Raw genomic sequence first — 25,187 nt, 5'->3', positions numbered from 1 at the left:
GCTCTAAAATAGAAAATCATGTAAATATTTCTTATCCACCCCAAAAAGGTATCAAATAAATCTGCTTCAGAACACTTCCTTTTTTATAGATAGAAACTAAAAAAGCCTTGCATAAATGCAAGGCTTTTTCGGTCTAACCCATATCGTTCATGGATTACTACACGCTACTTACTTTTTACGACGACGTGCACGACCTAAAGCGAGTAAACCAATACCCATTAAAGCAGCTACAGAAGGAACAGGAACGGGCGTAGTTGGTGTTTTACCTTTACCACGGAGGTCATCATTACCGCACTGCATAGTAAAGTGTAAATTGAAGTCAGCATTTTCACCTAAAAAGCTTAAATCAAAACCATTAGCATAGTAGTGTTTTCCACCTAGGAAACCTGACTCGGCGTCGGTCAGTGAGCTTAAAGAGAAAGCACCATTACCGATTACATCACCACCACCTGCATACAACCATGGATTAGCGGCTTGGTTATTTTTAAAGTAGGAAGTTTTTGTATAAGAGTTTGCATCTAACTTAACAATATCATATGTCAGGTTAGACCAGTTAACATCCAATACATAGTCAAAGCCGTAAGTGTTTTTAACGGTTTTATTACCATTTGACCATGTACTACTGCCACGGGTTACATCGTTATTAATATCGATAAAAATATCGCCAGAAGTCCAGTGGTGACCGCCTTGTTGTTCGCCATTTTTCAGGTTGTAACCACTCACAATGCTGACATTATTTCCTTTCTGGAAAAATCCTTCTAAGTCCCACTTCTGTCCATAACCATTGCGTGGTTCTACCTCATTATCTTCTTGAGTACCATACCAACCTGAACCAGAACCCTGTCCATCAAAAACGGTAATATTCGTTGCGTCGAGGGGGGAAGCCATTACTTGTGAAGATAGAGCTACTACTGCAGTTCCAAATAGTGCGGCTAATTTATTCATTATAACTCTCCATAAAATGCACGCCGTCGTGCATACTACTAATCCAAACTTCATGCATATTGAATAAACGCATGTAAAAACGCAGACACTATTTAGCAACATTGATGCCAAAATTATTTTTTATATTTATAACAAATACTTAATCTTAAAACTTCATATTAAGGTAACGAGACTGTAAAAATTTTTAATTTGAATTAAGTCCCACAAACTCCGCGAAACAAATCATACTCCCAAATACCGCTCATCGTAATCCAATGATTTTTAAGATTTTTTTGGTTAAAAAAAATTGGCATATGAAAATATAATTAAATTACAAATAATTATTTTCAGATTATCTTTTATCGAAGTGTAAAGAAGAGGCGACAGCGGCTTTACTATGGATATCGATTTGAATAATACTCACCCAGCTCACGCAACCTGATTTACTTGTTGGCATGAAAAGCAATGGGCAAGAACTTAGTTCTGCCCATTAAGGTATAGCTAGTGTTTTTTGGGACTCGAAAGGGAGACAGTTACTACTAGCTCGTAAGTCGGAGCACCTTTGACCAAACCAACATATGACATCACTTGCTTATCAATGACTAGCTCATAACGAGTTAATAAGCTCGCTTCAGGTAGTTTGGCAATAAGTGTATTTAATGCGGCTTGATAAGCTTCATTAAAGTCCAAGCGCAGTGAACTTCCTGAGGCTGTCATGTGTTCAGCTTGTCCGCTTGACTTATGAGGACTTGCAGTTTGGAGTGCAGCCAAGAAGGCATGACTTTTTTGTTCAGGAATATACTCCACTGGAATTGTCTTGTCTCCAGAAGCCATAGCAATAACCACTTCTTTTGGTGGTGCCAGGTTAGAAAACGAACGCTCCGTTCGATAATTTTGTTTTCCTGCCCCCAGTGGACCGATCCAAGCCCCTAAACAAAACTTGATGCCACCTGTCCATTGTTCATCTCGCGAAAATTCAGGCGTGGTCGCATACTCTTGAACAATACCACTAGCATGTAATATCAACTGGCCTTCTTTTTGCTGATCACTGGTACTTACGAAGGTAGCGTTTACCTCATGTGCATCAATGAGTGTGTAAAATCCCATAATAAATGTCCTTCCTTGCCGGGTTGTAAGTGGCAATACAAGGCTAGTCCATTTGTCTTAACTTACAAGAAAAGGGCAAGAGCTGGTGCAACCCATGGTAAGCAGAAAAAAGAGGGGCAAATATGCGAGCGCCTTAAGACGCCTTACTGAAAGTCCACCTTTATATAAAACTGAGCCTGTTGGTCCCGGGTACGATACACTCGTTGATTCAAACCTGAGTTGTGCTGATTAGCCTGATTATTAACGCCACCTACAGGAACCCACTGCCCAATAGGTGCTTGAATAACCGTACTGGTTGAATTGATATCAATATTGCCTGAGTTATTGCGAGCCAAACGATTATTCTGAGCCTCTAGCTGAATAGTAGCTAAGTCATTACCTGATAGCCTCACCGTCGCATAAAAGCCTTGGCTCACTTTCTTATAAGAGGAGCGCTGTTCAATATGCCCAGGCCACTGGGTACGTTCATGTACAGGTACCTCTTGTCCTACTTGAATAAAAGCAGCCTGTCCCTCAAGTGCAGTCACTTGCTGTATCCCCTGATCTTGCCTGCGTTGAGTGCCATGATGAATAACAACTTGGTCGCTAGCTGCATGACGGTCGCCTGTTCGAATCGTCACATCACCCACTCGCACATCAACATCGGCTTCTATTCCACGCTCGGCATAAACCACACTTGAATCAGAGCTGACACTGATTAAGAGTTGGCGTATTGGCGTATCCAGTTTTTTTACTGTTTGCTGCAACTGTTGAAAGTTCTTGGCTGTTGTTTTAATAATCAAAACATTATTGTATGACGTGACAGCCCCTCCAGGAGCCACCAAAGGCTGTAATATGGGAACTAGCTCATCTGCCAGCCGATGTCTCATGTCAATGGTATATGTTTGCAACGCTGCAGCTATCGATAAACGACTTATTAGCAACAGAGTGACTAGCAAATAGGTAGCTGATCTTAAGCGAATCATAATGAGATATTCCTTAAGTCTGCTGGTTTAGAGCTTTTGTCCCATGCACGCTGAAAACCTTCTTGGCGCAATTTAACGTTTCCTGGGTCTGCAAATGATCCCTTAGCAATCAATAAATCGGCATCAGACAGCTCTAACCAGCCCACACGATCCACCAACACATAACCATAACTTTCTACAGGGTACTGTGGGTGAGTTTGTTGAATTTCTATAAGACTGGGAATTCTTTTTTGCAGACTCAGTAATGGATGAGAATAATTGACAATGGCGCGACAATCATCGATCAAGATACGCGCATGGCTAATCGGATTTCGTCTAGCAAACATTGAGAACTCTCGAATAAAGGACTCATCTGCAAAAAGCTCATGTTGTAACAAAGGGGAGTAAATCAGCACTATTTCATCAGCCTGAGCCACAATGCTCAGCAGCGCTGACATAATATCAGTCTGCTTATGCCAAACCTGCAGCTTGCTGTCTTCTCCCAGAATAAGCTGACATGCAGTCACCGTTTCTGCAGCTGGCTTGATAGCCCGAGGCTGGTAGTCATGACGATACTTAGCATGAATCACCTCAATACCTTGCTTATCGGGAATCGAGGCAAATGGAATGGGAGCAGCCAGATCTAATCCAAGGAAGACATTTTCCGAATCAGCCGCATCTACCCCTAAGCTGTCAATGGCTAGCGAGCTAAACCCCTGAGCTTGATAATAACTTAACCAATGGAGCAGAGTACATGCTTTAAGCATTTTGACACCGGCAGCGCGGGTATAAGCAATGAGGTATTCAAGTAAGTCTTTGAACGTTGAGCCATTCTCTTCAGCAAAAGGCAAATAAATCCCAATGGTAGAAAGCTCAGGGTGAAACCACCCCAAGCCTTGTGGTGAATCACCGCCAATCAAAAACCAGCTATAGTCAGCGTGCATAGTTGATTGTAGTGGACAGAGGAGAATTTCCTGCTCACTATGGTTAACTCCTGCACATCTATAGTGAGCAATAAACGATAACACTTGCTCTTCAGTAGCAGAGCTAACCTCAGCAGTCATCATTCCGCTTCCAGGCCAATGTCCCTAAAGCTACCAGCTGGGTAAGTAATAACAGAGTATCTGCATCGGCCTCCGAGACATCAGCTTGATCAATAGGCTGTCGACGCTCCAGACGTGTCAAAATAGGAGAAACCTGCTCACTGGCTTGCAAAACTTGACCATCTGCATAAATCTGCCAACAGTTATTAAGTGCGCTATAAGCCAGCCGTGCTCCGGTCACTACCGTCAGCGAGTAGCCCTGCTTTAGTCGACCCGCCAGCTCATCACAGTCTGTAGGTTTAATGGTGGGTAATTCAGGAGTCATATTATATTTTGACTCCGTCATAAAACGTCCAAACCACTCCACCAGCTTTTGCTCATCGTCTAGTTGACTAAGCAACGTTTTTAAACGCCCAATGGCGCTGTGGGTAATTTCGCCAGGATGCTCAGGCAGAGACAGCGCCGGGTCAGCATAGCGATTATCATCAGACAGGTTATCTGCAACATAATCACTAAAATGGGTAATGACCTCAGCCGCAGAAGGGGCTCGAAAACCCACAGAAAATGTCATGCAATCATCTATACCAATACCATTATGCGCCACACCTGGTGGTAAATAGAGCATATCTCCAGGTTCTAGAATCCACTCTTCAGCAGTTTGAAAGTCCGCTACTATTTTTAAGTCATTATGAGTCATGAGTGGTGTTTGCACAGTGCAGCGTTGACCTACCTGCCACTTTCGTCGGCCTCGGGCTTGCAGTAAAAACACATCGTAGTGGTCATAGTGCGGCCCAACACCTCCACCAGGACGAGCATAGCTGACCATAATGTCGTCCAGCCGCCAGCCAGGTAGAAAATCAAAATGGCTAAGCAGTTGAGCTACTTCGGGCACCCAATGATCAACCGCTTGCACCAATAAGGTCCAGTTATCTACAGGTAAGTTCAAAAAGGCTTCTTCAGAAAATGGACCATGCCAGACTTGCCAAGGCTCAGCTTCATCATCATTAACCACAAGCCGAGCTTCTACCGTATCTTCCATCGCTAAGCCAGCCAGCTCTTCTGGAGAAACGGGTGACTGATAAGCAGGTAACGCCTGCCGTATTAATAGAGGGCGCTGTTGCCAGTACTCACGCAAAAATTCTGCGGCGCTGATATTACCCAGTAATGTATTCATAATGGCAATGATTACCCGTTATTTGTAAAAAAATACCCATAAAGAGAATACACAGTCGTTTATGAGTAACTTGTTATATTTGCTGTGCCTGGCTACTCGCGTTACCTGTATAGGTTGCAGGTGTTAATGTTAAAAGCTGCTGTTTCACATCCTCAGGCAATGCCAATGTATTAATAAATTGCTGAAGGACTTCGGCTGTAATCGCTTTACCGCGTGTCAATGCCTTTAGTTTTTCATAAGGTTCAGGAATGCCATAACGGCGCATAACCGTTTGAATAGGCTCAGCCAAAACCTCCCAGGCACTCAGTAAATCTTCTTGTAAACGCTGCTCATTAATTTCCAGCTTACTGATACCTTTGAGGGTTGACTGGTAAGCTAATAAGCTGTGAGCCAAACCAACACCTAAGTTGCGTAACACCGTTGAGTCACTCAAATCGCGCTGCCAGCGAGATACCGGTAGCTTGGCAGCTAAGTGCTGCAGGATAGCATTGGCCAGCCCTAAATTACCTTCTGAGTTCTCAAAATCAATAGGGTTTACTTTATGAGGCATCGTGGATGATCCCACTTCACCTGCCACTGTTTTTTGCTTGAAATAACCCAGCGAAATATAGCCCCAAACATCCCGGTCAAAATCTAAAATAATCGTATTAAAACGGGCAACAGCATCAAATAGCTCTGCCATATAATCATGAGGTTCTATTTGTGTAGTATAGGCGTTCCATGACAAGCCAAGCTGCTGGACAAATGACTCAGCCAGAGAGGACCAGTTCACCTCGGGATAAGTCACATAATGTGCATTAAAGTTGCCAACCGCTCCATTGATTTTACCCAGTAGCTTAACCCCTTTAAGCTGTAATACTTGACGCTCTAATCGCGCCACCACATTGGCCATCTCTTTACCTAGTGTAGATGGAGTGGCTGTTTGTCCATGCGTACGAGACAGCATTGGTGTACTGGCATACTGATGCGCTAAGGCGCGAATGGCACCTACCACTTGCTCCATGGTGGGGACTAACACATGCTCTACGCCATTTTTCAACATCAGGCCATGGGCTAAGTTATTAATATCCTCAGATGTACAAGCAAAATGAACAAACTCTTTAATAGGCGCTAGCTCAGGTTGCCGATCTAACTGCTCCTTTAAATAATACTCTACCGCTTTAACGTCATGGTTAGTGGTTTGCTCAATCGCTTTAATTCGAGCGGCTTCCTGTTCATCAAATTCTTCCAGTATTTGCTCAAGAAAAGCATTAGCTGCAGAGGAAAGGGGAGGCACTTCTACTATTTCGGGTGTTGCTGCCAGCTGCTGCAACCAGCGAATTTCAACCTCCACTCGATAGCGGAGCAAGCCATATTCACTAAAAAATGGTCGTAAATCAGCTGTCTTATTACTATAACGACCATCAACAGGGGATAACGCGGTTAAAGAAGATAGTTGCATTATAAAACCACTTATAACTCACAGTTGCTAAAACGTATATAACCCAAAACGTGTATTAAACGTGAATACAGGACTCAACACCGCCCAGTAATTTGCTGCGCGATAGTAATAGTTGCCAGCGGCTACCTCCAGTCTGATGCCAGAGCATAGCCGCACGTATACCCGCTAACAGGCAGGCACGTATTTTATCGGCATTTACCTGTTGCTGAAGATGCCGCATTTCACCAGTGACTTGTATCCGGGTCCGAAAGGTGCTGATAGTGTCCTGGTACAAGCTGGCAAAAGCCGCAATAATATTTTCATGGGTAACCGCAAAGTGATTGACTTGGTCTTTCATTTTGTCAAGGCGGCTGCCTATTTCTGTTAACATGGCTGGATTTTTACTGAGCTTGCGCTCTAAGTGCAGCAAAGTTAACGCATAACGAATGGTATCTGTTTGCATGGAAGATGCTTCTTTTTGTAAAACACTGCGCAGTACACGTAATCCAAGCATCACACCACTCGCACCCTCATAAACATCTGCCACTGAGTTAGGTGATGTGTTTAAAATACTGGATAAAGAAGTAATTAAAGCATCCTCTGGGGCCTGACCTGTTTTAGCAACCTTTTCTACAAGGTTTGCAGCCTGAAACACACCCGCTAGCGCTAATGCTTGATCTTTGTATGAATACGTACTCATTGATGGAGAAAAGCTATATTTATTCTATCGGTTTAGTGTGTGAGCGGGATTCAATAACACCGCCCCCCAAACATAAATCATCCTGATAAAACACCACTGATTGTCCTGGTGTGACAGCCCGCTGAGGCTGGTCAAATATCACTAAGTAGCCACCTGTTGATAAGGGTTGAACTTCACAAGGCTGCTCAGATTGTCGATAACGTACCTTAGCATGCAACCTGACAGGCAGAGTGGGACCGTCTCCAGACACCCAGTCAACATGACTGACCAACAGTGCTTCAGAGAATAACAAAGGATGCTGATTACCTTGTGCTACCACCAGCACATTATTCGCAACATCCTTATCAACGACATACCATGGCGCTTCATTAGCACCGCTCACCCCCCCAATACCCAGTCCTTGGCGTTGTCCCAATGTGTGGTACATTAATCCTTGGTGTTCTCCAATAAGCTCACCTTCTGTCGTTTTTATCGGGCCAGGCTGTGCGGGTAAATATCGCTTTAAAAAATCGCTGAACCGACGCTCACCAATAAAGCATATGCCTGTACTGTCTTTTTTATTATGGGTAATCAAATCATGTTCAGCCGCCAGTTTTCGTACATCAGGCTTATGCATTTCCCCTACAGGGAATAATGTTTTAGCCAGTTGCTGATGACCCACGGCATGTAAAAAGTAGGTTTGATCTTTATCAGGGTCCTTACCTTTCAGCAGGCACGCTTTGCCATCTTTAAAACTTCGACGCGCATAATGCCCGGTTGCAATAAAATCTGCGCCAAGCAGCTCAGCGTAATCCAAAAATGCCTTAAATTTAATTTCTTTGTTACATAAAATATCAGGGTTAGGGGTTCTTCCTGCACGATACTCTTGTAAAAAGTGCTCAAACACATTATCCCAGTATTCAGCAGCAAAGTTGGCCGTATGCAGATGGATTCCCAGCTTGTCACAGACCGCCAGGGCATCAGCTAAGTCCTCACGAGCAGTACAATACTCAGTGCCATCATCCTCTTCCCAGTTTTTCATGAACAGGCCTTCCACCTGATAACCTTGCTGCTTTAAGCTCAGGGCTGCAACGGAAGAGTCAACACCACCAGACATGCCAACAATAACGCGGGTATTATGCGGTTCAGGATATTCTTGGTTACTCATACACTACCGAACATGCTATTCATGTTTAATATTAAGTAAGTGCTATTCTACGCAGGCTCTACAATAAGTTCCAATGGATATCGATATCCCTTTTGATAGTCCTCTATACAGCGAAGTACTAATGGACTCCGTAATGACGACTTGCGTTGTATAATATCTGCATGTGTAAGCCAGAGCACTTGCTCTATTTCATCGTCGAGGCGTTGGTGGCCAATATGATTGACGGCCTCACCCACAAAACAAAAACGATGGTATGTAATACCGGGAGATTGTGGAGGATTAAATCGGTAAATCCCCACTAATCCTGTCACATTTATCTCCCACCCTGTCTCCTCAAGGGTTTCCCGCTGAGCCGCGGCAACCAGAGATTCGCCATATTCCAAATGACCAGCGGGCTGGTTTATAACCAACTCCCCGAAAATAGTCTCTTCTACCAGCAAAAATCTATTTTCTGACTCGACAATGGAGGCAACCGCTACCCGAGGACACCAAGGTTGAAAATTATCCGTCATGCCTAAATCCAAATTTAAAGAGGAGGGATACTTTATTTACAGTATGGCTTTCATTTACAAGAAACACACAAATAAGCATCATACTGTGTAATGGTTCTGGACGCTTTCTTCACTGGTCCACGATAAGAATTAACACTTAAGCGAGCTGCAAATGACAAAGACATCGCCCTTTACCCACTTAGATAAACTGGGCCAGGCCCATATGGTGGATATCACAGAAAAACAAGTGACCTATCGAACCGCAACCGCACAAAGTATCGTCTGTTTTTCTGCTGACAGCTTTAATAAACTCACTGAAGATAACCCCAAGGGAGATGTATTTGCAGTCGCAAGAATTGCAGGAATACAAGCAGCCAAGCGCTGTGCTGATCTAATCCCCCTGTGCCACAGCCTAGCATTAAGTAACGTATCTGTTGACTTTAACCTGCATCCTGACAAGCACCAAGTTCAAATTTTGGCTCAATGCAAACTTGCCGGAAAAACCGGGGTTGAGATGGAAGCTTTAACGGCCGCCTCCATTGCTGCGTTAACGCTCTATGATATGTGTAAAGCCTTCGATAAAGGTATTGTTATTGAGCATACTTGCCTGTTAGAAAAAACAGGGGGTAAGTCTGGTCACTGGCAACGGGTCTCGTCATGATCATAATTAAAATTCAAGAAGATGATTTTGCTCATCACTATCTCTATCACCAGCTTCGACAGGCAGCGCCAAGTGTAGGCGCCATAGTAACATTTACAGGCTTAGTCCGAGAGTTCAGTGAGCAAGGTGATATACAACACATGGAGCTTGAGTGTTATCCGGCTATGGCTAAAACAACATTAGCAAAAATTGCTGAAGAAGCTGTTAATCGATGGAGTATTTTAGGCTGTACGGTTATTCATCGTATTGGAAAATTATACGCCCACGAACAAATAGTTTTTGTAGGCACTGCAGCACAACATCGTCAGGCCGCCTTTGAATCAGCTTCCTATGTGATGGATTACCTTAAAGCGGAAGCGCCATTTTGGAAAAAGGAAGTGCATTCAAGTGGTGCCCACTGGGTAGCCGCAAAAACTTCAGACCAAGAGGCGAGAAAAAAGTGGCTTAAATAAATATGTTCACTCAGCTCATAATGTCAGCAAACTAAAATAATTTAATACATAGACATTTATTCTTAATTTATGTGATGTAATTACACCATCAAAAAGTCACGTAAAATAACTGTATAAAACAGCCGATAAAATAACGCAATAAACTGAGATTTATATTCATTATTCACGAGAAAAATCCCACCTATCATGTTGTATTTACAAGGAAAAAGTACGTGACTTTTAAGGCAAAACCTACAACAATAATGCCACCAATAAGGTTGTCATACAGTGTTTCAACCAAAAAATTCATACACGAAATAATGGAGTAAGTAATGGGATATCAACACATCAACGTGCCAGCCCATGGTGAAAAAATCACGGTTAATGCTGACTTGTCCCTCAACGTGCCTGACAATCCGATTGTTCCCTACATTGAAGGGGATGGCATAGGCATTGATGTCACTCCAGCCATGATTAACGTTGTCGATAGCGCTGTACAAAAAGCTTACAGTGGTAGCAAAAAAATCGCCTGGATGGAGGTATATTCAGGTGAAAAAGCCACTCAGGTCTATGACGAGAACACCTGGCTACCCGAAGAAACACTTGAAGCATTTAAAGAATTTGCCGTTGGTATTAAAGGCCCATTGACAACACCTGTCGGTGGTGGCATTCGCTCATTAAACGTAGCACTTCGTCAAGAACTTGATCTGTATGTTTGTCAACGTCCTGTACGCTGGTTCACTGGTGTGCCAAGCCCAATCAAAAACCCTCAAGATGTTGATATGTGTATTTTCCGCGAGAACTCCGAAGATATTTACGCAGGTGTCGAATGGAAAGCAGGCACCCCTGAAGCGAATAAGGTCATCAAGTTTTTAAAAGAAGAAATGGGTGTCACTAAAATTCGTTTTGACGAAAACTGTGGTATTGGTGTTAAACCTGTTTCTGAAGAAGGTACTAAGCGTCTGGTACGCCGTGCTATTCAATATGCTATCGACAATGACAAATCATCCGTCACCCTTGTCCACAAAGGCAATATCATGAAATACACTGAGGGGGCGTTTAAAGAGTGGGGCTACGAGTTGGCTCAGCAAGAGTTTGGCGCAAAACTATTGGATGGCGGTCCTTGGTGTACTTTTAAAAACCCCAACACAGGCCGTGAGATCATCATAAAAGATGTCATTGCTGATGCTATGTTGCAACAAATTCTTCTACGCCCAGCAGAGTATGATGTCATCGCTACTTTAAATTTAAATGGTGATTATCTATCTGATGCCTTAGCGGCTGAAGTAGGTGGAATAGGTATCGCTCCAGGTGCCAACCTCAGCGATAACGTCGCCATTTTTGAGGCTACACATGGAACAGCACCAAAATATGCCGGGCAGGACAAAGTAAACCCTGGTTCATTGGTTCTTTCTGCAGAAATGATGTTACGTCATATGGGCTGGACAGAAGCAGCTGACTTAATTATTAAAGGGATGGAAGGGGCAATAGGTGCAAAAACTGTAACCTATGATTTTGAGCGGTTGATGGAAGGTGCTTCTCTACTGAAATGCTCCGAGTTTGCGGATGCTATTGTTGCTAACATGTAGTCCCGAGCCTAGTAAGGTTAATGGGTAGTATGAAAGCATAACAACGCTTACAGAAAAGGGGCTGATTAGCCCCTTTTTTTAAACCTGTTATGGTTTTTCACTCAAACAGACACCAATAATTTACGCTGGAAGATGTACATCATCTGCCGAGTGAATATGGCTGGGTTGAGCGTCCCTTGGTTCATGTTCACTTTTATCTTCTACAGGTACTATATTAATCGCGTGAAGCCCTTTTGGTCCCTGTAAAATGTCAAAGTTCACTTGCTGTCCCGCTTTTAGTGTTTTGTAGCCATCCATCTCAATTGATGAATAGTGCACAAACAGGTCTTCATTACTATCTTCAGGCAAAATAAATCCGTATCCTTTTGCGTTATTAAACCATTTAACTTTACCTGTTGGCATGCTTTATTCCCTCTGCAAAAACTCCTTGCGGAGTAGTTCCTACAACAAATATGCGACACTGTCCCTCGTCACAAAATTTCACGTCACATTGTCACACATAAGACACTTAAACCAACGCGTGGTTTTTAAACTAGTGTTTAACATGCAGCGGTTTCTGTCAAGTTTTTAACAACTGCATTTGTAGCATAAGCAAGGTATTATACTTACTTTATGAATCTTGGTCGTGAAAAAACAGATTGGTATGCAATGGGTAAACTAAAGGAACTTCGTCTAACATTAGAAAATGAGGACGGACAAGAAAGTTTCGATGAGGATGGTCAACTTCTTGTTGCGCCAGCTAAGCCGAAACTTAAACCACCGCCAATGTATAAGGTGGTCCTGCTCAATGACGACTACACACCAATGGACTTTGTAGTCGAAGTCTTAGAAGTGTTTTTTAGCATGAACCGTGAGAAAGCCACTCAGGTAATGTTGAAGGTGCACACAGAAGGGAAAGGGATTTGTGGGGTCTTTACCCGCGACATTGCCGAAACTAAAGCCGAGCAGGTTAATCAATATTCTAGAGAGAACCAACATCCACTGCTCTGCACAATAGAAAAAGCTAATTAAATAGCAAAAGTTAATGGCGAATGCTTAAGGTACCAGTATGCTGAACAAAGACCTCGAAGTGACCCTGAACCTTGCTTTCAAGGACGCTCGGGCAAAACGGCATGAGTTTATGACCGTGGAGCACCTACTACTAGCACTATTGGACAATGAAGCCGCGTTAAAGGTGTTGAGAGCTTGTGGCGCTGATATGGATCGTTTGCGTAGAGACCTCACCGAGTTTGTTGACTCCACAACGCCGCTAATTCCCAGTAATGAACAAGAACGCGAAACACAGCCCACGTTGGGCTTTCAACGAGTATTACAGCGGGCTGTCTTTCATGTGCAAAGCTCTGGCAAAAAAGAAGTTACAGGCGCAAATGTATTAGTCGCTATTTTTAGCGAGCAAGAAAGTCAGGCAGTTTATTTTCTTAAACAGCAAACCATTGCCCGCATTGATGTTGTTAATTATATCGCACACGGCATTTCAAAAGTGCCAGGCACCTCTGAACAAGAAGATGTAGGCCATGAACAAGAAGAAGAGGGGACTGCAGAAGGAACCGCGTCTAGTAACCCGCTAGAGAATTATGCTACCAACCTTAATGAGCAGGCAAGGTTAGGCCGCATTGACCCCCTTGTAGGACGTGACAGCGAATTAGAGCGTGTTTCGCAAATACTGACACGTCGGCGTAAAAATAACCCCTTATTAGTAGGAGAAGCTGGAGTAGGTAAAACGGCTATTGCTGAGGGGTTGGCCAAGCGTGTGGTCGATGGTGAAGTACCTGATATCTTAAATGATGCTACCATTTACTCGTTAGATATGGGGGCGTTGCTGGCAGGAACTAAATACCGCGGTGACTTCGAAAAACGCTTTAAACACCTACTGGCTGAACTGCGTAAAAAACGCCATGCCATCCTGTTCATTGATGAAATTCATACCATTATTGGCGCAGGAGCCGCCTCCGGTGGCGTTATGGATGCGTCCAATTTACTTAAGCCTTTATTGACGTCAGGAGAGTTACGTTGTATTGGCTCTACGACCTTTCAAGAGTTTCGTGGTATTTTTGAAAAAGACCGTGCATTGGCCAGACGTTTTCAGAAAGTTGATGTCAATGAACCCTCTGTGGAAGATACTTTTCAGATTCTCAAGGGTCTTAAATCTCGCTTTGAAGAACACCATGCCATTAAATACACGGATACTGCCTTAAAGGCAGCCTCAGAGTTAGCTGATCGTTATATCAATGATCGTCATATGCCAGATAAAGCAATCGACGTTATTGATGAAGCAGGTGCTTTTCAACGCTTACAACCCGAAAACAAGCGCAAAAAAACGATTGGTGTCGCCGATATCGAAACTATTGTGGCCAAAATTGCACGGATTCCACCTAAAAGTGTTTCAGCATCAGACAAAGAAGTACTTAAAAATCTAGAGCGCAATTTAAAAATGGTTGTCTTTGGCCAAAGTGAAGCTATTGATTCATTGACCACCGCTATCAAGCTATCCCGTGCTGGATTAAAAGCCCCAGAAAAACCTGTAGGCTCATTTCTATTCGCCGGGCCAACAGGGGTTGGTAAAACAGAAGTCAGTCGCCAACTTGCCGAAATTCTTGGCATTGAGCTGGTTCGTTTTGATATGTCCGAGTATATGGAGCGGCACACGGTTTCGCGATTAATTGGTGCTCCACCAGGCTATGTTGGCTATGATCAGGGAGGCTTGCTCACTGAGGCGATTAACAAGTCGCCACACTGTGTATTACTCATGGATGAAATTGAAAAGGCGCATCCTGAAGTATTTAACTTACTCCTTCAAGTTATGGATCATGGCACACTAACAGACAACAATGGTCGTAAGGCTGACTTTCGTAATGTCATTCTGGTAATGACTACCAATGCCGGTGCAGAACAAACCAGTCGAGCCTCAATTGGTTTTACAGAGCAAGATCACTCAACAGATGCCATGGAAGTTATCAAGAAGACTTTTACCCCAGAATTTCGTAACCGTCTTGATGGCATTATTCAGTTTCAGCCACTTACTGAAGAAACTATCAAGCATGTGGTGGATAAATTTCTCACTGAGCTACAGAGCCAACTGGATGATAAAAAAGTCTTGCTGGAAGTGGATGAAGAAGCCCGAGCTTGGCTGGCAGATAAAGGCTACGACAAACAAATGGGTGCCCGGCCCATGGTACGCGTCATTCAAGACGTATTGAAAAAGCCTCTGGCAGAACAGATCCTCTTCGGCAAGTTGGCCGGTAATGGAGGAACTGTCAAAGTCTTTGTCAAAGAAGATGAGCTGAACTTTGAGCTAGAAGATCATTAACTCAATTATGCCTCAGTTTCTGTCTATCTGGGGCATACTCAGCAGCCAACGATATCTCCTCTCACCCAAAAGCCGCACTCTCAAACAAAAACATCCGAATAACAGAGCCAACTGCTATTCGGATGCTTTCAAACTATTAGACTATTAAATGCTATGCACTGCACTCGCTTTACACAGTAGTCTTCATCAGCAAAAATGATCTCTACTATTGCATGAAATCACCGGGTGTCAGTGTTAAAAAGATGAGAATTAACGCTAATCATCACTCATAAATAAAACGTACACAAACAGCCTTATAGCAGCATACCTTTTTGCAAAGGTTATCAACGTGCACGATACGTGATACGCCCTTTACTTAAGTCATAAGGCGTTAACTCAACGCGTACTTTATCGCCCGTTAAAATACGGATGTAATTTTTACGCATCTTGCCAGAAATATGAGCAGTCACTACATGACCATTTTCCAGCTCAACGCGAAACATAGTATTAGGGAGGGTATCAATAACTGTACCTTCCATTTCAATTGAATCTTCTTTTGCCATTCGGCGCTTTACCTCTTCATGTTACTTACCAAGTCTGTATCAGGCCTAGCCATGACCAGCCCAAAATAGGGGTGAATTCTGCCTGAAAACAACTAGAAAAGTAAAGGTTGCTATAACAATATCGTATTTTATGACGACATTTTTCTCAGCCCAGAAGAAAAAACTGGCTCCATATAGCCACGCTTCACTAGAAATGAACAGAAGGAAAAGCTTCTTAGAAATTAAAACCTGCCTTAGTGCCTGCCAGGGGTGATATGACCGAAACAAATACTGACTAGCTCAGCGCTAAGTGAAACGAGTAACTCTTCCCTAAGTGTCATCAGACCTTAATTGTAGGCATAAAGCATATTACTGCAACTCTATCCACTTATTATTAACAAAAACCTCCAGCGGACGATATTCCCCTTTGTATTGCATTTTTTGACAAGACTTTATCCAGTACCCTAAATACACATAATCCAACCCTAATAGCTGACAAGCTTCTACTTGCCATAAAACCGCAAAGGTACCTAGGCTGCGCTGGCTATACTCTGGATCATAAAAGGTATAGATTGCCGATAAGCCATTAGCTAACTGGTCGGTAACCGCTACTGAAATCAGCCTTGACTGCTCCCAAAAAAGATAAAACTGGGCAAAATCCCAGCCCCCCACTAAAAAAGACTCAAACTGCTCTTTGCTGGGTGGGAACATGTCGCCATCCTGATGCCGAAGAAAAATGTACTTTTCATAAAGGTGGTAAATCTCATCTTCACTACTGGGGTTAACCACCTCAACCACCAAGTCTTTATTTTTTTGCCAGATACGCTGAAAACGTCGCTTGCGTTGAAAGCGTGCAACAGGAATTCTTGCGGGAATACAAGCCTGACAGTAGCGACAATGTGGACGATACAAGTGCTGACCACTTCGTCGAAAACCAAAGTCAGTAAGCTGACTGTACAAAACTGTACTTAGCTCCTTATTCGGATCAAGAAACAGTGTGGTAGCCTCCTGATCAGGCAAATAGCTACAGGTATGAGGATGGGTCGCAAAAAATTTTAATTCCTTTAACTCTGACATAGTCTTTTCATAGTTATCAGACAATTAAATCAAATATCCACAGTCATCGACCATTGCTCAGGACCTTGTATTGAACAATACCTTTCTAAGTAGTTTAGAAAAGATTCTCGGGAAAGGGTTTCAGCCCCCATACGCATTAAATGGTCACTTTCTACCTGGCAATCAATTAAGCCAAACTGCCATGCATCCAGCTGCCTGGCCAAAGCAACCAAAGTGCATTTAGAGGCATCTGATACTTTACTAAACATAGACTCGCCAAAAAATATTCGGCCAATGGCCACACCATAGAGTCCTCCCACCAGCTGAGCACCTTGCCAACATTCAATAGAGTGAGCAATGCCTTGCTCATGTAAAGTAAGATAAGCTGACAACATGTGTGGTGTTATCCAGGTTCCAACTTGCTTTGTTCGAGGAGCTGCACAGGCTGTTATAACTTCATTGAAAGCTTGATTGAAGGTAAAGCTAAACTGTTTGCGGTTAAGCGTTTTTTGCAAACTACGGCTAACATGAACAGCATGTGGAAATAAGACAAGTCTAGGGTCAGGACTCCACCACAGAATAGGTTCCCCCTCATTAAACCAAGGAAAAACACCTTGCCGGTAAGCCCTAACCAAGCTAGAAGCTTCTAAATCTCCACCCATAGCCAGCAGCCCATTGGGCTCTTTTAAGGCTTGTGACACAGGTGGAAAATAAACTTGTCCAGGTAACAAACGTGGTAATCGAATCATAGGTACCGAAAATTTGTGATGCGAATTAGCTTGAATAAAACCATAGCCACTACTTCATTTCCACAGCTTCACAGGCTCTGAATAATCAACCGCTTTTTTAAGCTACATCGCAAATAGCCTACAGAGTATATGCGTTGTGGCTTAACGAACATTTAATGTCAAAAAATCGACAGCATAAGGGATTGCACGGCTAGCATCCAAGTGCTAAACCCGTACAATGTAAGAACTTTTAATTCTAACGTGTGTCAACTTGGTCAAACTCTTTAAGTGTAAGATCGCGTTAAGGTCATTGATTTGAAAGGCTCAAAAACAGTTAAAAAGCGTAACAGAAAAACTCCGACGACCCCAAGTACGCCCCCACAAGCACGCCAGCATATTGGCATGCGCCTTCGTGAGGGTTTGCTGATAGCGTTAATTGCTAGCTGTATTTATCTAATACTGGCACTCTTTTCATATAGCCCTGCAGATCCTGGTTGGTCCCATACCGGGCAGACCAATGGTGCTGTTCATAACTTAGTTGGACGCAGTGGAGCTTGGGTAGCCGACCTTTTACTTTGGTTTATTGGCTACTTTGCCTTCCTGTTTCCCTTTTTTATTGGGTTTATGGCCATTCAGTTATTACGCAAACGTCACGACCCGTTGCAGTTCAGACTGCCGATTTGGGCGCTACGACTGACCGGCTTAGGGATCAGTATTATTTGTGGAGCAGGCTTAGCAACCTTGCATTTTACTGAGTATGCAGCAGAAATGCCGGCCACTGCGGGTGGTATTCTAGGTAACTTGCTGATTGCTGAAACCATGCCTTTGTTCAATACCATTGGCTCAACCCTCTTACTGCTCTCACTTTTCCTATTTGGGTTCACCATTGCCACAGACCTATCCTGGTTTCTCTTTATGGACCTTTTGGGCAAAGTGACCTTGGACTTTTTTGGTGCGCTAGCCCATGTTGGTCGCCTAATGATTAGTCAGTGGCAACGTTATTGGGAGGGAAGGGCACAAAGACAAGCTGCAACCGCATCCCAGCCGCGTCGCAAAAAAGCAAGTCAAAAGCGGCAGGACCCATTACTGCTCTCAGCACCAGAGGCTGACTTGGTGTACCAGGCTTCAACCCAAACCCTGGCTGCTGAGGAACCCACTACTGAGTTAGCGGTATCCAGCCCACCCAAGATATCTCAACCCAAACAGCGCCGACAAGTCCGCTACCAAGGGAAAAGTGACGGTTCGCTCCCTGAAGTTTCCTTGTTAAATGAGCCTGATAAATCAGTAGAGCGAGGCTTTTCGCCTGAAACACTAGAACTGCTTTCTCGCTTACTGGAAGACCGCCTAAAAGACTTTGGCGTTATTGCAGAGGTCGTTGCTGTTCACCCAGGTCCCGTCATTACTCGGTTTGAAATTCAACCCGCTCCAGGAGTTAAAGTCAGCAAAATTTCCAACCTGGCAAAAGATTTAGCGCGCTCCCTAGCGGTTATCAGTGTCCGTGTCGTGGAGGTCATTCCAGGCAAATCTGTGGTGGGTATTGAGATTCCCAATGAAGATCGTGAAGTTGTGTACTTCAGTGAAGTCATTAACTCTGAAGCCTATGCTGATGCTAAATCACCGCTTAGTCTGGCACTAGGCCATGATATCGCAGGTCTGCCGGTAGTCGTTGACCTTGCCAAAATGCCTCACCTGCTCGTGGCAGGTACAACAGGCTCAGGTAAATCAGTCGGGGTCAACAGTATGTTGCTCAGTATGCTGTTTAAAGCCAGCCCTGAAGAAGTTCGCCTCATCATGGTTGACCCTAAAATGCTTGAGTTATCAGTGTATGAGGGTATACCACACTTACTGGCTCCCGTTGTGACTGACATGAAGGAGGCCGCCAACGCCTTACGCTGGTGTGTGGCCGAAATGGAGCGCCGCTATAAGCTTATGGCGGCCATGGGGGTTCGCAACATTGCAGGCTTCAACCGCAAGATTAAAGAAGCTAAGGCCAAAGACGAGCCTTTACTTGACCCGTTTCATGAAAATATTGAAGGTGAAGAACCTCAAGTCTTAGAGACTTTGCCCTTTATTGTCATCGTTATTGATGAATTTGCTGACATGATGATGATAGTAGGCAAAAAGGTCGAAGAGCTGATTGCTCGACTGGCACAGAAAGCCAGGGCTGCGGGAATTCATATGATTTTGGCAACTCAGCGACCCTCGGTAGATGTGATAACGGGCTTAATTAAAGCCAATATACCGACTCGTATTAGCTTTCAGGTCTCATCCAAGGTCGATTCCCGCACCATTCTGGATCAGGGTGGAGCAGAGCAGCTACTTGGGCAAGGCGATATGTTATATCTCCCACCCGGAACCGCAGTCCCTATTCGGGTGCATGGTGCGTTTGTCGCCGATGATGAGGTCCACCAGGTGGTGAATGACTGGCTGCAAAGAGCTGAGCCAGATTATCTCGAGGATATTCTAAGTGGAGCGGTTGATGATAGCGGAGCAGGCAGTGCCTTCAGTGCTGGCCTGGATAGCGACTCAGAACAAGACCCGCTTTATGATGAAGCAGTGGCGTTTGTCACAGAATCACGCCGCGCTTCAATTTCAGCTGTACAACGGAAACTTAAAATCGGTTATAACCGAGCAGCTCGAATAATTGAATCAATGGAAACAGCAGGTGTGGTTAGCCCCATGGGTAGCAATGGCTCGCGAGAAGTGCTGGTCGCGGCACCACCTCAACCATAATTTGCATTGACATTAAAAAGGGTTAAACATGTTGCGTAAACTTTCTCTTGCTTTGGTGTTAACCGGTTTACCCATGGCACTATTTGCCGATGCTGAAGCAGCCAAAGCATTAAATGGCTTACTGGCTAAAGCCAATACAGTCACCGCAAAATTTCAACAAACAACACAAAATGATGCCGAGTCTCGTTCCAGAGAGTCTAATGGCACTTTATCTGTGCAGCGTCCAAACCTATTTCGCTGGGAGGTAACCGGTCCTTTTCCACAGTTGGTCATCTCCAATGGCAAAAAGGTATGGGTTTATGATCCAGACCTGGAGCAAGTTACGATCCAAAAGTTAGATAAGCAGCTCAGCGCCACACCAGCCTTACTATTAAGCGGTGATGTAAAAAAACTCAAAGAAAATTTTGATATTTCTCAAACCAGTAAATCAGGAGACAAGCCCAGCTTTTTACTCAAACCCAAAGCTGAAGACAGCGCTTTCGAGTCTTTGCAAATCAGCTTTAAGGGTGAGCAGATTACAGGCATGATGCTGAAAGATACCCTAGGCTCAGTGACGAATATTGCCTTTTCCAATGTAAAAAATAATGTTGCCGTTGAGCCAGGCCAGTTCAAATTGGATATCCCTGAAGGGGTCGATGTTATTGAGCGTTAGATGACTTTATCACTTTTTTCTGAAGAAACACCCTATCAACCTCTGGCGGCGCGTATGCGCCCCCAGCAACTCAGCGAATACCTCGGCCAAGACCATCTGCTAGCACCTGGTAAACCACTGTATGATGCCATCAGCCAGGGAGCTATCCACTCTATGATTTTCTGGGGACCTCCAGGTGTTGGCAAAACCACTCTTGCCAAACTGATTGCCCATCATGCCCATGCTGATTTTTTAACACTTTCTGCTGTCCTCTCTGGGGTAAAAGAAATTCGTGCAGCTATCGATAAAGCCCTGATATCACGCCAGCAGCAACGAAAAACCATTCTCTTTGTTGATGAAGTGCATCGATTCAACAAAGCACAACAAGATGCTTTTTTACCTTATGTCGAAGATGGCACGCTGATTTTCATTGGTGCGACCACTGAAAACCCGTCTTTTGAGTTAAATAATGCTCTGTTATCAAGAGCAAGAGTTTATGTATTACAAGCACTTAGTGATGATAGCTTAAGTAAACTCATAACAAATGCACTAACAGATAAGGAACATGGACTTGGTCAACAGCAACTGCACATTACAGATGAGGCAGGTAACCTGTTACGTCAAGCCGCTGATGGCGATGCCCGCCGGCTGCTAAATTTACTTGAAATAGCTGCAGATTTGGTGGCACCCCAGCAAACCCTTACTGCAGACATTATCAAACCCGTGCTAAGCCAAAGCCTGCGCCGATTTGATAAAGGGGGAGAGGCCTTTTACGACCAGATCTCTGCTTTACATAAGTCAGTTCGTGGCTCAGATCCTGATGCAGCACTCTATTGGCTCGCCCGGATGCTAGACGGCGGCTGTGATCCTCTGTATATTGCGCGCCGAGTTGTGCGTATGGCCAGTGAGGACATTGGCAATGCTGACCCTAGAGCGCTAGAGGTTAGCTTAAATGCTTGGCAGGTCCAGGAGCGTCTAGGCAGTCCAGAAGGGGAGCTAGCGATTGCACAAGCAGTTGTTTATTGTGCTTGTGCTGCAAAAAGCAATGCAGTCTATAAGGCATTTAAAGCAGCTATGGCAGATGTAAAACAAAGCCCATCTCATGAAGTACCCCTTCATTTGCGCAATGCCCCAACTCAACTAATGAAGTCATTGGCTTATGGCGATAGCTATCGGTATGCTCACGATGAGCCTGACGCCTTCGCTGCTGGGGAGTGTTACTTTCCTGAGGAAATTAAGCAGCGCCATTATTACCAGCCTGTGCCTCGTGGTTTAGAGCAAAAGATCAATGACAAGCTAAAACACCTAGCCATGTTAAATGCAAACAGTGACCACAAGCGCTATCAGGATTAGTTCATGCAACAATTATTAATTATTGGCCTTGGTGGCGCACTTGGCGCTATGGCTCGTTATTCAGTGTACTTTATTTATGCGACAACTGGCGGTAAGCTATTTCCGTTACCCACACTTGTGGTCAATGTTGTGGGTTCATTCCTAATTGGCATTGCTTATTACGCTATTGTCGAACGCTTGCAGTTGCAGGCTGTTTGGCGTAATGGATTAATTGTAGGCTTTTTAGGTGCGTTCACGACTTTTTCAACTTACTCGCTGGATGCATTACGTATTCTGCAAAATGGTGAGCTATCAATCGCACTAGGTTACCTGCTGATCAGTGTTGTATTGTGTTTAATCGCAACCTGGCTTGGTTTCTGGATTGTTGAACGCTTCATTGTGTAAGATTGAACTTTAGTAAATACAATAAATTGCGCGAGCTTTTTCAATAAGGTTATAAACGCTCATGTTAGACCCAAAACTAGTACGAACCAATCCTGAAGAACTAGCAGAAAAACTCAAAAATCGTGGCTTTGAGCTTGATGTGTCAAGTATCCAGTCACTGGAAAGTCGTCGTAAATCGATTCAGGTCCGTACTCAACAATTACAAAATGAGCGTAAAGTTGAATCGAAAAAGTTTGGCGAGCTTAAAAAGCAGGGCGAGGATGTAGCACCGCTAAAAGCAAAAATGGATCAATTGAGCCAAGAGGTTAAAGCCGCTGAAACTGAGCTTGCTGAAGTCCAGGAAGAGTTTAATAAGCTGTTACTCCAAATCCCCAATATTCCTGATGAATCTGTGCCTGTCGGTGAGACCGAAGACGATAACCAGGAAATACGTCGCTGGGGTGAGCCTAAGACTTTTTCATTTACAGCAAAAGATCACGTTGATCTTGGTGCACAACATCAGCGTATGGACTTTGAACGTGCCGCCAAAATCACTGGCTCACGCTTTATTACCATGAAAGGCCCTATCGCCAGACTCCATCGTGCGTTAGCACAGTTTATGCTGGATACCCATACCCAGGAGCATGGCTATCAGGAAATCTATGTACCTTACATGGTTAATGCAGAAAGTCTGCTTGGTACTGGTCAGCTGCCTAAGTTTGAAGAAGATTTATTTAAAGTGGATCGTGGTGATGACTCTCTGCAGCCTTACTACCTCATTCCCACCTCTGAAGTACCTGTAACCAATATAGTTCGGGATGAGATCGTGGCTGCTGATCAGCTTCCATTAAAGTTTGTCTGTCATACCCCATGCTTCCGTAGTGAGGCAGGTAGTGCTGGACGTGATACCCGTGGCATGATCCGCCAACACCAGTTTGACAAAGTTGAGCTTTTGCAAATTGTTAAAGCCGAAGAGTCTGATGATGCTTTGGAAGCATTGACTGGCCATGCAGAAAAAATTCTGCAGCTGCTGAATTTACCTTACCGGGTCATGGTGCTGTGTGGTGGCGATATGGGCTTTTCTGCGGCAAAAACCTATGACATCGAAGTGTGGCTACCAGGCCAGCAACGCTACCGGGAGATTTCATCTTGCAGTAATACTCGGGACTATCAGGCACGTCGTATGCAGGCCCGCTGGCGCAATCCTGAGTCCAATAAGCCTGAACTGCTGAATACACTCAATGGTTCTGGTCTGGCAGTAGGCCGTACTCTGATTGCAGTCATGGAAAACTATCAGGATGAAGCGGGACGTATTCATATCCCTGAAGTGCTCCAACCTTATATGGGTGGATTGACGGTGATTGAATAACGAAAGCTGCCATTTTTTAACATTAACTCACAAGGCAAGGTGATGCAGTACTTACCACTTTTTCATCAGTTACAGGATCAACCTTGCCTGATTGTGGGTGGTGGCGATGTCGCCACCCGCAAAGCCCGCTTGCTGCTGCAAGCGGGTGCTCAACTCACCGTTATCGCGCCAAATTGCACCACTGAACTTCAAGATTTGCTCAATCAGTATCAAGGTACTCACCTTGCTCGCTGCTTTTTACCTGATGATATTGGCGAATTTCGTCTTGTAATTGCCTGCACCAATGACACAGCAACGAATGAGCACATCTCACAATTAGCGCAACAAAGAAACATACCAGTTAATGTGGTTGATTCACCTTCGTTATCAACCGTTATTTTTCCCGCAATTATTGACCGATCTCCACTGGTCATCGCTCTCACCAGTGGCGGAAAAGCCCCGGTCCTCGCCAGGCTGTTACGGGGCAAACTGGAAACCCTAATTCCTGCAGCCTACGGCAAGCTGGCAGCCCTTGCCGGGCGATTTCGCCCTCAAGTTAAAGCAGCCTTGCCGACTGTACGCCAACGCCGTATTTTCTGGGAACAGTTCTTTTCAAGTAATACTGCTGAATTAGTCTTAGCCGGTAAGGTTCAAGAAGCAGAAACTCAACTACAGCAACAGCTCGTAGGAGCTCACTCAGCTCATTTCACTCTAGGTGAGGTGTATTTAGTGGGTGGCGGTCCAGGTGATCCAGACTTACTGACCTTTAGGGCGCTGCGTTTAATGCAGCAAGCCGACGTGGTACTTTATGATCGATTGGTGGCACCGGCTATTCTTGAGCTAACCCGCCGTGATGCAGAACGTATTTATGTGGGTAAAGCCCGCTCTAACCATGCCTTGCCACAAACACAGATTAATGAACTACTGGTTTCATTAGCAAAAGAAGGCAAGCGTGTACTTCGTCTTAAGGGCGGAGATCCATTTATATTTGGCCGGGGAGGGGAGGAAATCGACCGACTCGCAGAAGAAGGTATTCCATTCCAAGTGGTACCTGGCATTACCGCAGCATCAGGCTGTGCCTGTTATGCTGGAATTCCTTTAACGCATCGGGATTATGCACAGTCTGTGCGTTTTATTACCGGCCATCGCAAACATGACAAGCTAGACTTAGATTGGCCTAGCTTATGTGTTACCAATGAAACATTAGTATTCTATATGGGATTAATGGGGCTACCAGAAATTTGTCAGCAGCTGATTCAACATGGTCGCTCATCTCAAACACCCATTGCCCTTGTGCAACAAGGTACAACTGAAAAGCAACAGGTCTTTACCGGAACACTGTCCAGCATGCCTGACCTTATCCAGCAGCACACCATTAAGCCACCCACGCTTATCATTGTTGGCGAGGTAGTCCAGCTCCACAACAAACTACGCTGGTATCAACCACAGCCAACGATATCGCCTCAATAAACAATACGCCAGAACAGGTATGTTTGGCTTCCATCAAAAATAAAGC

The 25,187-nt window shown here is 44.3% G+C and carries 24 protein-coding genes; 11 read left to right on the top strand and 13 right to left on the bottom strand.

Annotation, left to right across the window (positions count from 1 at the left end; genetic code table 11):
• Window positions 1–168: 168 nt before the first annotated feature.
• From F607_RS0102885 to F607_RS0102845, 9 genes are all read right to left on the bottom strand, one after another.
• Window positions 169–945, bottom strand: a complete 777-nt coding sequence (locus F607_RS0102885; RefSeq protein ID WP_027706840.1) for a PEP-CTERM sorting domain-containing protein — start codon at window positions 943–945, stop codon at window positions 169–171.
• Between the two features lie 480 nt (window positions 946–1,425).
• Window positions 1,426–2,031, bottom strand: a complete 606-nt coding sequence (locus tag F607_RS0102880; protein ID WP_027706839.1) for a hypothetical protein — start codon at window positions 2,029–2,031, stop codon at window positions 1,426–1,428.
• 143 nt (window positions 2,032–2,174) lie between these two features.
• A complete protein-coding gene (locus F607_RS0102875; RefSeq protein ID WP_027706838.1) occupies window positions 2,175–2,996 on the bottom strand; it encodes a secretin N-terminal domain-containing protein in 822 nt (273 codons plus the stop codon).
• On the bottom strand, window positions 2,993–4,042 hold the full coding sequence (locus F607_RS0102870; protein ID WP_157365365.1) for a DUF7931 domain-containing protein: 1,050 nt from the start codon (window positions 4,040–4,042) through the stop codon (window positions 2,993–2,995). The genes F607_RS0102875 and F607_RS0102870 overlap by 4 nt, the downstream gene beginning before the upstream one ends.
• Complete coding sequence (locus F607_RS0102865; RefSeq protein WP_027706836.1) at window positions 4,029–5,192, bottom strand: cupin domain-containing protein; 1,164 nt, start codon at window positions 5,190–5,192, stop codon at window positions 4,029–4,031. The genes F607_RS0102870 and F607_RS0102865 overlap by 14 nt, the downstream gene beginning before the upstream one ends.
• Window positions 5,193–5,265: 73 nt before the next feature.
• The gene (gene purB / locus F607_RS0102860; protein WP_027706835.1) at window positions 5,266–6,633 is read right to left on the bottom strand and encodes an adenylosuccinate lyase; all 1,368 of its coding nucleotides are present in this window, start codon (window positions 6,631–6,633) and stop codon (window positions 5,266–5,268) included.
• A 55-nt stretch (window positions 6,634–6,688) separates the two neighbouring features.
• Window positions 6,689–7,312 (bottom strand): high frequency lysogenization protein HflD, encoded by a 624-nt coding sequence (hflD, locus tag F607_RS0102855; protein WP_027706834.1) that lies wholly within the window; start codon window positions 7,310–7,312, stop codon window positions 6,689–6,691.
• Window positions 7,313–7,331: 19 nt separating this feature from the next.
• A complete protein-coding gene (gene mnmA / locus F607_RS0102850) occupies window positions 7,332–8,459 on the bottom strand; it encodes a tRNA 2-thiouridine(34) synthase MnmA (protein WP_027706833.1) in 1,128 nt (375 codons plus the stop codon).
• A gap of 47 nt (window positions 8,460–8,506) precedes the next feature.
• On the bottom strand, window positions 8,507–8,971 hold the full coding sequence (locus tag F607_RS0102845; protein WP_038289776.1) for an NUDIX hydrolase: 465 nt from the start codon (window positions 8,969–8,971) through the stop codon (window positions 8,507–8,509).
• A 151-nt stretch (window positions 8,972–9,122) separates the two neighbouring features.
• Here F607_RS0102845 and moaC point away from each other — a divergent pair, with 151 nt between their 5' ends.
• From moaC to icd, 3 genes are all read left to right on the top strand, one after another.
• Window positions 9,123–9,611, top strand: coding sequence for a cyclic pyranopterin monophosphate synthase MoaC (gene moaC, locus F607_RS0102840; RefSeq protein WP_038289773.1), 489 nt, complete (start codon window positions 9,123–9,125; stop codon window positions 9,609–9,611).
• Window positions 9,608–10,063: a molybdenum cofactor biosynthesis protein MoaE gene (locus F607_RS0102835; protein ID WP_038289770.1), complete on the top strand. Its 456-nt coding sequence runs from the start codon at window positions 9,608–9,610 to the stop codon at window positions 10,061–10,063. The genes moaC and F607_RS0102835 overlap by 4 nt, the downstream gene beginning before the upstream one ends.
• Window positions 10,064–10,374: 311 nt before the next feature.
• Complete coding sequence (gene icd, locus F607_RS0102830) at window positions 10,375–11,631, top strand: NADP-dependent isocitrate dehydrogenase (protein WP_027706829.1); 1,257 nt, start codon at window positions 10,375–10,377, stop codon at window positions 11,629–11,631.
• Between the two features lie 120 nt (window positions 11,632–11,751).
• On the opposite strand, the gene cspD is transcribed toward icd, so the two are convergent.
• Complete coding sequence (cspD, locus tag F607_RS27910) at window positions 11,752–12,033, bottom strand: cold shock domain-containing protein CspD (RefSeq protein ID WP_038289767.1); 282 nt, start codon at window positions 12,031–12,033, stop codon at window positions 11,752–11,754.
• A gap of 210 nt (window positions 12,034–12,243) precedes the next feature.
• Between cspD and clpS the strand changes: the two genes are divergently transcribed.
• On the top strand, window positions 12,244–12,642 hold the full coding sequence (gene clpS, locus F607_RS0102820; protein WP_407704221.1) for an ATP-dependent Clp protease adapter ClpS: 399 nt from the start codon (window positions 12,244–12,246) through the stop codon (window positions 12,640–12,642).
• Between the two features lie 37 nt (window positions 12,643–12,679).
• Window positions 12,680–14,938 (top strand): ATP-dependent Clp protease ATP-binding subunit ClpA, encoded by a 2,259-nt coding sequence (clpA, locus tag F607_RS0102815; protein ID WP_027706827.1) that lies wholly within the window; start codon window positions 12,680–12,682, stop codon window positions 14,936–14,938.
• Between the two features lie 323 nt (window positions 14,939–15,261).
• Here clpA and infA read toward each other — a convergent pair whose 3' ends face one another.
• The 3 genes from infA to aat all read right to left on the bottom strand — a co-directional run bounded on the left by infA (window position 15,262) and on the right by aat (window position 17,264).
• Complete coding sequence (infA, locus tag F607_RS0102810) at window positions 15,262–15,480, bottom strand: translation initiation factor IF-1 (RefSeq protein ID WP_027706826.1); 219 nt, start codon at window positions 15,478–15,480, stop codon at window positions 15,262–15,264.
• Between the two features lie 348 nt (window positions 15,481–15,828).
• Entirely contained in the window at window positions 15,829–16,536 is a 708-nt protein-coding gene (locus F607_RS0102805; RefSeq protein WP_027706825.1) for an arginyltransferase, read from the bottom strand.
• A gap of 29 nt (window positions 16,537–16,565) precedes the next feature.
• The gene (gene aat / locus F607_RS27905; protein WP_038289764.1) at window positions 16,566–17,264 is read right to left on the bottom strand and encodes a leucyl/phenylalanyl-tRNA--protein transferase; all 699 of its coding nucleotides are present in this window, start codon (window positions 17,262–17,264) and stop codon (window positions 16,566–16,568) included.
• A gap of 381 nt (window positions 17,265–17,645) precedes the next feature.
• Here aat and F607_RS0102795 point away from each other — a divergent pair, with 381 nt between their 5' ends.
• The 6 genes from F607_RS0102795 (at window position 17,646) to cysG (ending at window position 25,141) form a co-directional block, all read left to right on the top strand.
• Entirely contained in the window at window positions 17,646–19,976 is a 2,331-nt protein-coding gene (locus tag F607_RS0102795) for a DNA translocase FtsK (protein ID WP_038289790.1), read from the top strand.
• Between the two features lie 28 nt (window positions 19,977–20,004).
• A complete protein-coding gene (lolA, locus tag F607_RS0102790) occupies window positions 20,005–20,628 on the top strand; it encodes an outer membrane lipoprotein periplasmic chaperone LolA (RefSeq protein ID WP_027706823.1) in 624 nt (207 codons plus the stop codon).
• Complete coding sequence (locus F607_RS0102785) at window positions 20,629–21,960, top strand: replication-associated recombination protein A (RefSeq protein ID WP_027706822.1); 1,332 nt, start codon at window positions 20,629–20,631, stop codon at window positions 21,958–21,960. It begins immediately after the preceding gene.
• 3 nt (window positions 21,961–21,963) lie between these two features.
• Complete coding sequence (crcB, locus tag F607_RS0102780) at window positions 21,964–22,344, top strand: fluoride efflux transporter CrcB (RefSeq protein ID WP_027706821.1); 381 nt, start codon at window positions 21,964–21,966, stop codon at window positions 22,342–22,344.
• 61 nt (window positions 22,345–22,405) lie between these two features.
• A complete protein-coding gene (gene serS, locus F607_RS0102775) occupies window positions 22,406–23,692 on the top strand; it encodes a serine--tRNA ligase (RefSeq protein WP_027706820.1) in 1,287 nt (428 codons plus the stop codon).
• 42 nt (window positions 23,693–23,734) lie between these two features.
• Entirely contained in the window at window positions 23,735–25,141 is a 1,407-nt protein-coding gene (gene cysG, locus F607_RS0102770) for a siroheme synthase CysG (RefSeq protein ID WP_027706819.1), read from the top strand.
• Window positions 25,142–25,187 lie beyond the last annotated feature (46 nt).

Origin of the sequence: Zooshikella ganghwensis DSM 15267 (genome assembly GCF_000428585.1) — a bacterium.
In the GTDB taxonomy this organism is placed as follows: domain Bacteria; phylum Pseudomonadota; class Gammaproteobacteria; order Pseudomonadales; family Zooshikellaceae; genus Zooshikella; species Zooshikella ganghwensis.
The sequence above is the reverse complement of the archived record's forward strand: the minus strand, read 5'-3'. Positions and strand labels throughout refer to the sequence as shown.

What these genes read in the sequence shown, in the direction of transcription:
- F607_RS0102885 (WP_027706840.1), bottom strand. Translation starts at nt 945, where the DNA reads ATGAATAAATTAGCCGCACTATTTGGAACTGCAGTAGTAGCTCTATCT.
- F607_RS0102880 (WP_027706839.1), bottom strand. Translation starts at nt 2,031, where the DNA reads ATGGGATTTTACACACTCATTGATGCACATGAGGTAAACGCTACCTTC.
- F607_RS0102875 (WP_027706838.1), bottom strand. Translation starts at nt 2,996, where the DNA reads ATGATTCGCTTAAGATCAGCTACCTATTTGCTAGTCACTCTGTTGCTA.
- F607_RS0102870 (WP_157365365.1), bottom strand. Translation starts at nt 4,042, where the DNA reads ATGATGACTGCTGAGGTTAGCTCTGCTACTGAAGAGCAAGTGTTATCG.
- F607_RS0102865 (WP_027706836.1), bottom strand. Translation starts at nt 5,192, where the DNA reads ATGAATACATTACTGGGTAATATCAGCGCCGCAGAATTTTTGCGTGAG.
- purB (WP_027706835.1), bottom strand. Translation starts at nt 6,633, where the DNA reads ATGCAACTATCTTCTTTAACCGCGTTATCCCCTGTTGATGGTCGTTAT.
- hflD (WP_027706834.1), bottom strand. Translation starts at nt 7,312, where the DNA reads ATGAGTACGTATTCATACAAAGATCAAGCATTAGCGCTAGCGGGTGTG.
- mnmA (WP_027706833.1), bottom strand. Translation starts at nt 8,459, where the DNA reads ATGAGTAACCAAGAATATCCTGAACCGCATAATACCCGCGTTATTGTT.
- F607_RS0102845 (WP_038289776.1), bottom strand. Translation starts at nt 8,971, where the DNA reads ATGACGGATAATTTTCAACCTTGGTGTCCTCGGGTAGCGGTTGCCTCC.
- moaC (WP_038289773.1), top strand. Translation starts at nt 9,123, where the DNA reads ATGACAAAGACATCGCCCTTTACCCACTTAGATAAACTGGGCCAGGCC.
- F607_RS0102835 (WP_038289770.1), top strand. Translation starts at nt 9,608, where the DNA reads ATGATCATAATTAAAATTCAAGAAGATGATTTTGCTCATCACTATCTC.
- icd (WP_027706829.1), top strand. Translation starts at nt 10,375, where the DNA reads ATGGGATATCAACACATCAACGTGCCAGCCCATGGTGAAAAAATCACG.
- cspD (WP_038289767.1), bottom strand. Translation starts at nt 12,033, where the DNA reads ATGCCAACAGGTAAAGTTAAATGGTTTAATAACGCAAAAGGATACGGA.
- clpS (WP_407704221.1), top strand. Translation starts at nt 12,244, where the DNA reads ATGAATCTTGGTCGTGAAAAAACAGATTGGTATGCAATGGGTAAACTA.
- clpA (WP_027706827.1), top strand. Translation starts at nt 12,680, where the DNA reads ATGCTGAACAAAGACCTCGAAGTGACCCTGAACCTTGCTTTCAAGGAC.
- infA (WP_027706826.1), bottom strand. Translation starts at nt 15,480, where the DNA reads ATGGCAAAAGAAGATTCAATTGAAATGGAAGGTACAGTTATTGATACC.
- F607_RS0102805 (WP_027706825.1), bottom strand. Translation starts at nt 16,536, where the DNA reads ATGTCAGAGTTAAAGGAATTAAAATTTTTTGCGACCCATCCTCATACC.
- aat (WP_038289764.1), bottom strand. Translation starts at nt 17,264, where the DNA reads ATGATTCGATTACCACGTTTGTTACCTGGACAAGTTTATTTTCCACCT.
- F607_RS0102795 (WP_038289790.1), top strand. Translation starts at nt 17,646, where the DNA reads ATGCGCCTTCGTGAGGGTTTGCTGATAGCGTTAATTGCTAGCTGTATT.
- lolA (WP_027706823.1), top strand. Translation starts at nt 20,005, where the DNA reads ATGTTGCGTAAACTTTCTCTTGCTTTGGTGTTAACCGGTTTACCCATG.
- F607_RS0102785 (WP_027706822.1), top strand. Translation starts at nt 20,629, where the DNA reads ATGACTTTATCACTTTTTTCTGAAGAAACACCCTATCAACCTCTGGCG.
- crcB (WP_027706821.1), top strand. Translation starts at nt 21,964, where the DNA reads ATGCAACAATTATTAATTATTGGCCTTGGTGGCGCACTTGGCGCTATG.
- serS (WP_027706820.1), top strand. Translation starts at nt 22,406, where the DNA reads ATGTTAGACCCAAAACTAGTACGAACCAATCCTGAAGAACTAGCAGAA.
- cysG (WP_027706819.1), top strand. Translation starts at nt 23,735, where the DNA reads ATGCAGTACTTACCACTTTTTCATCAGTTACAGGATCAACCTTGCCTG.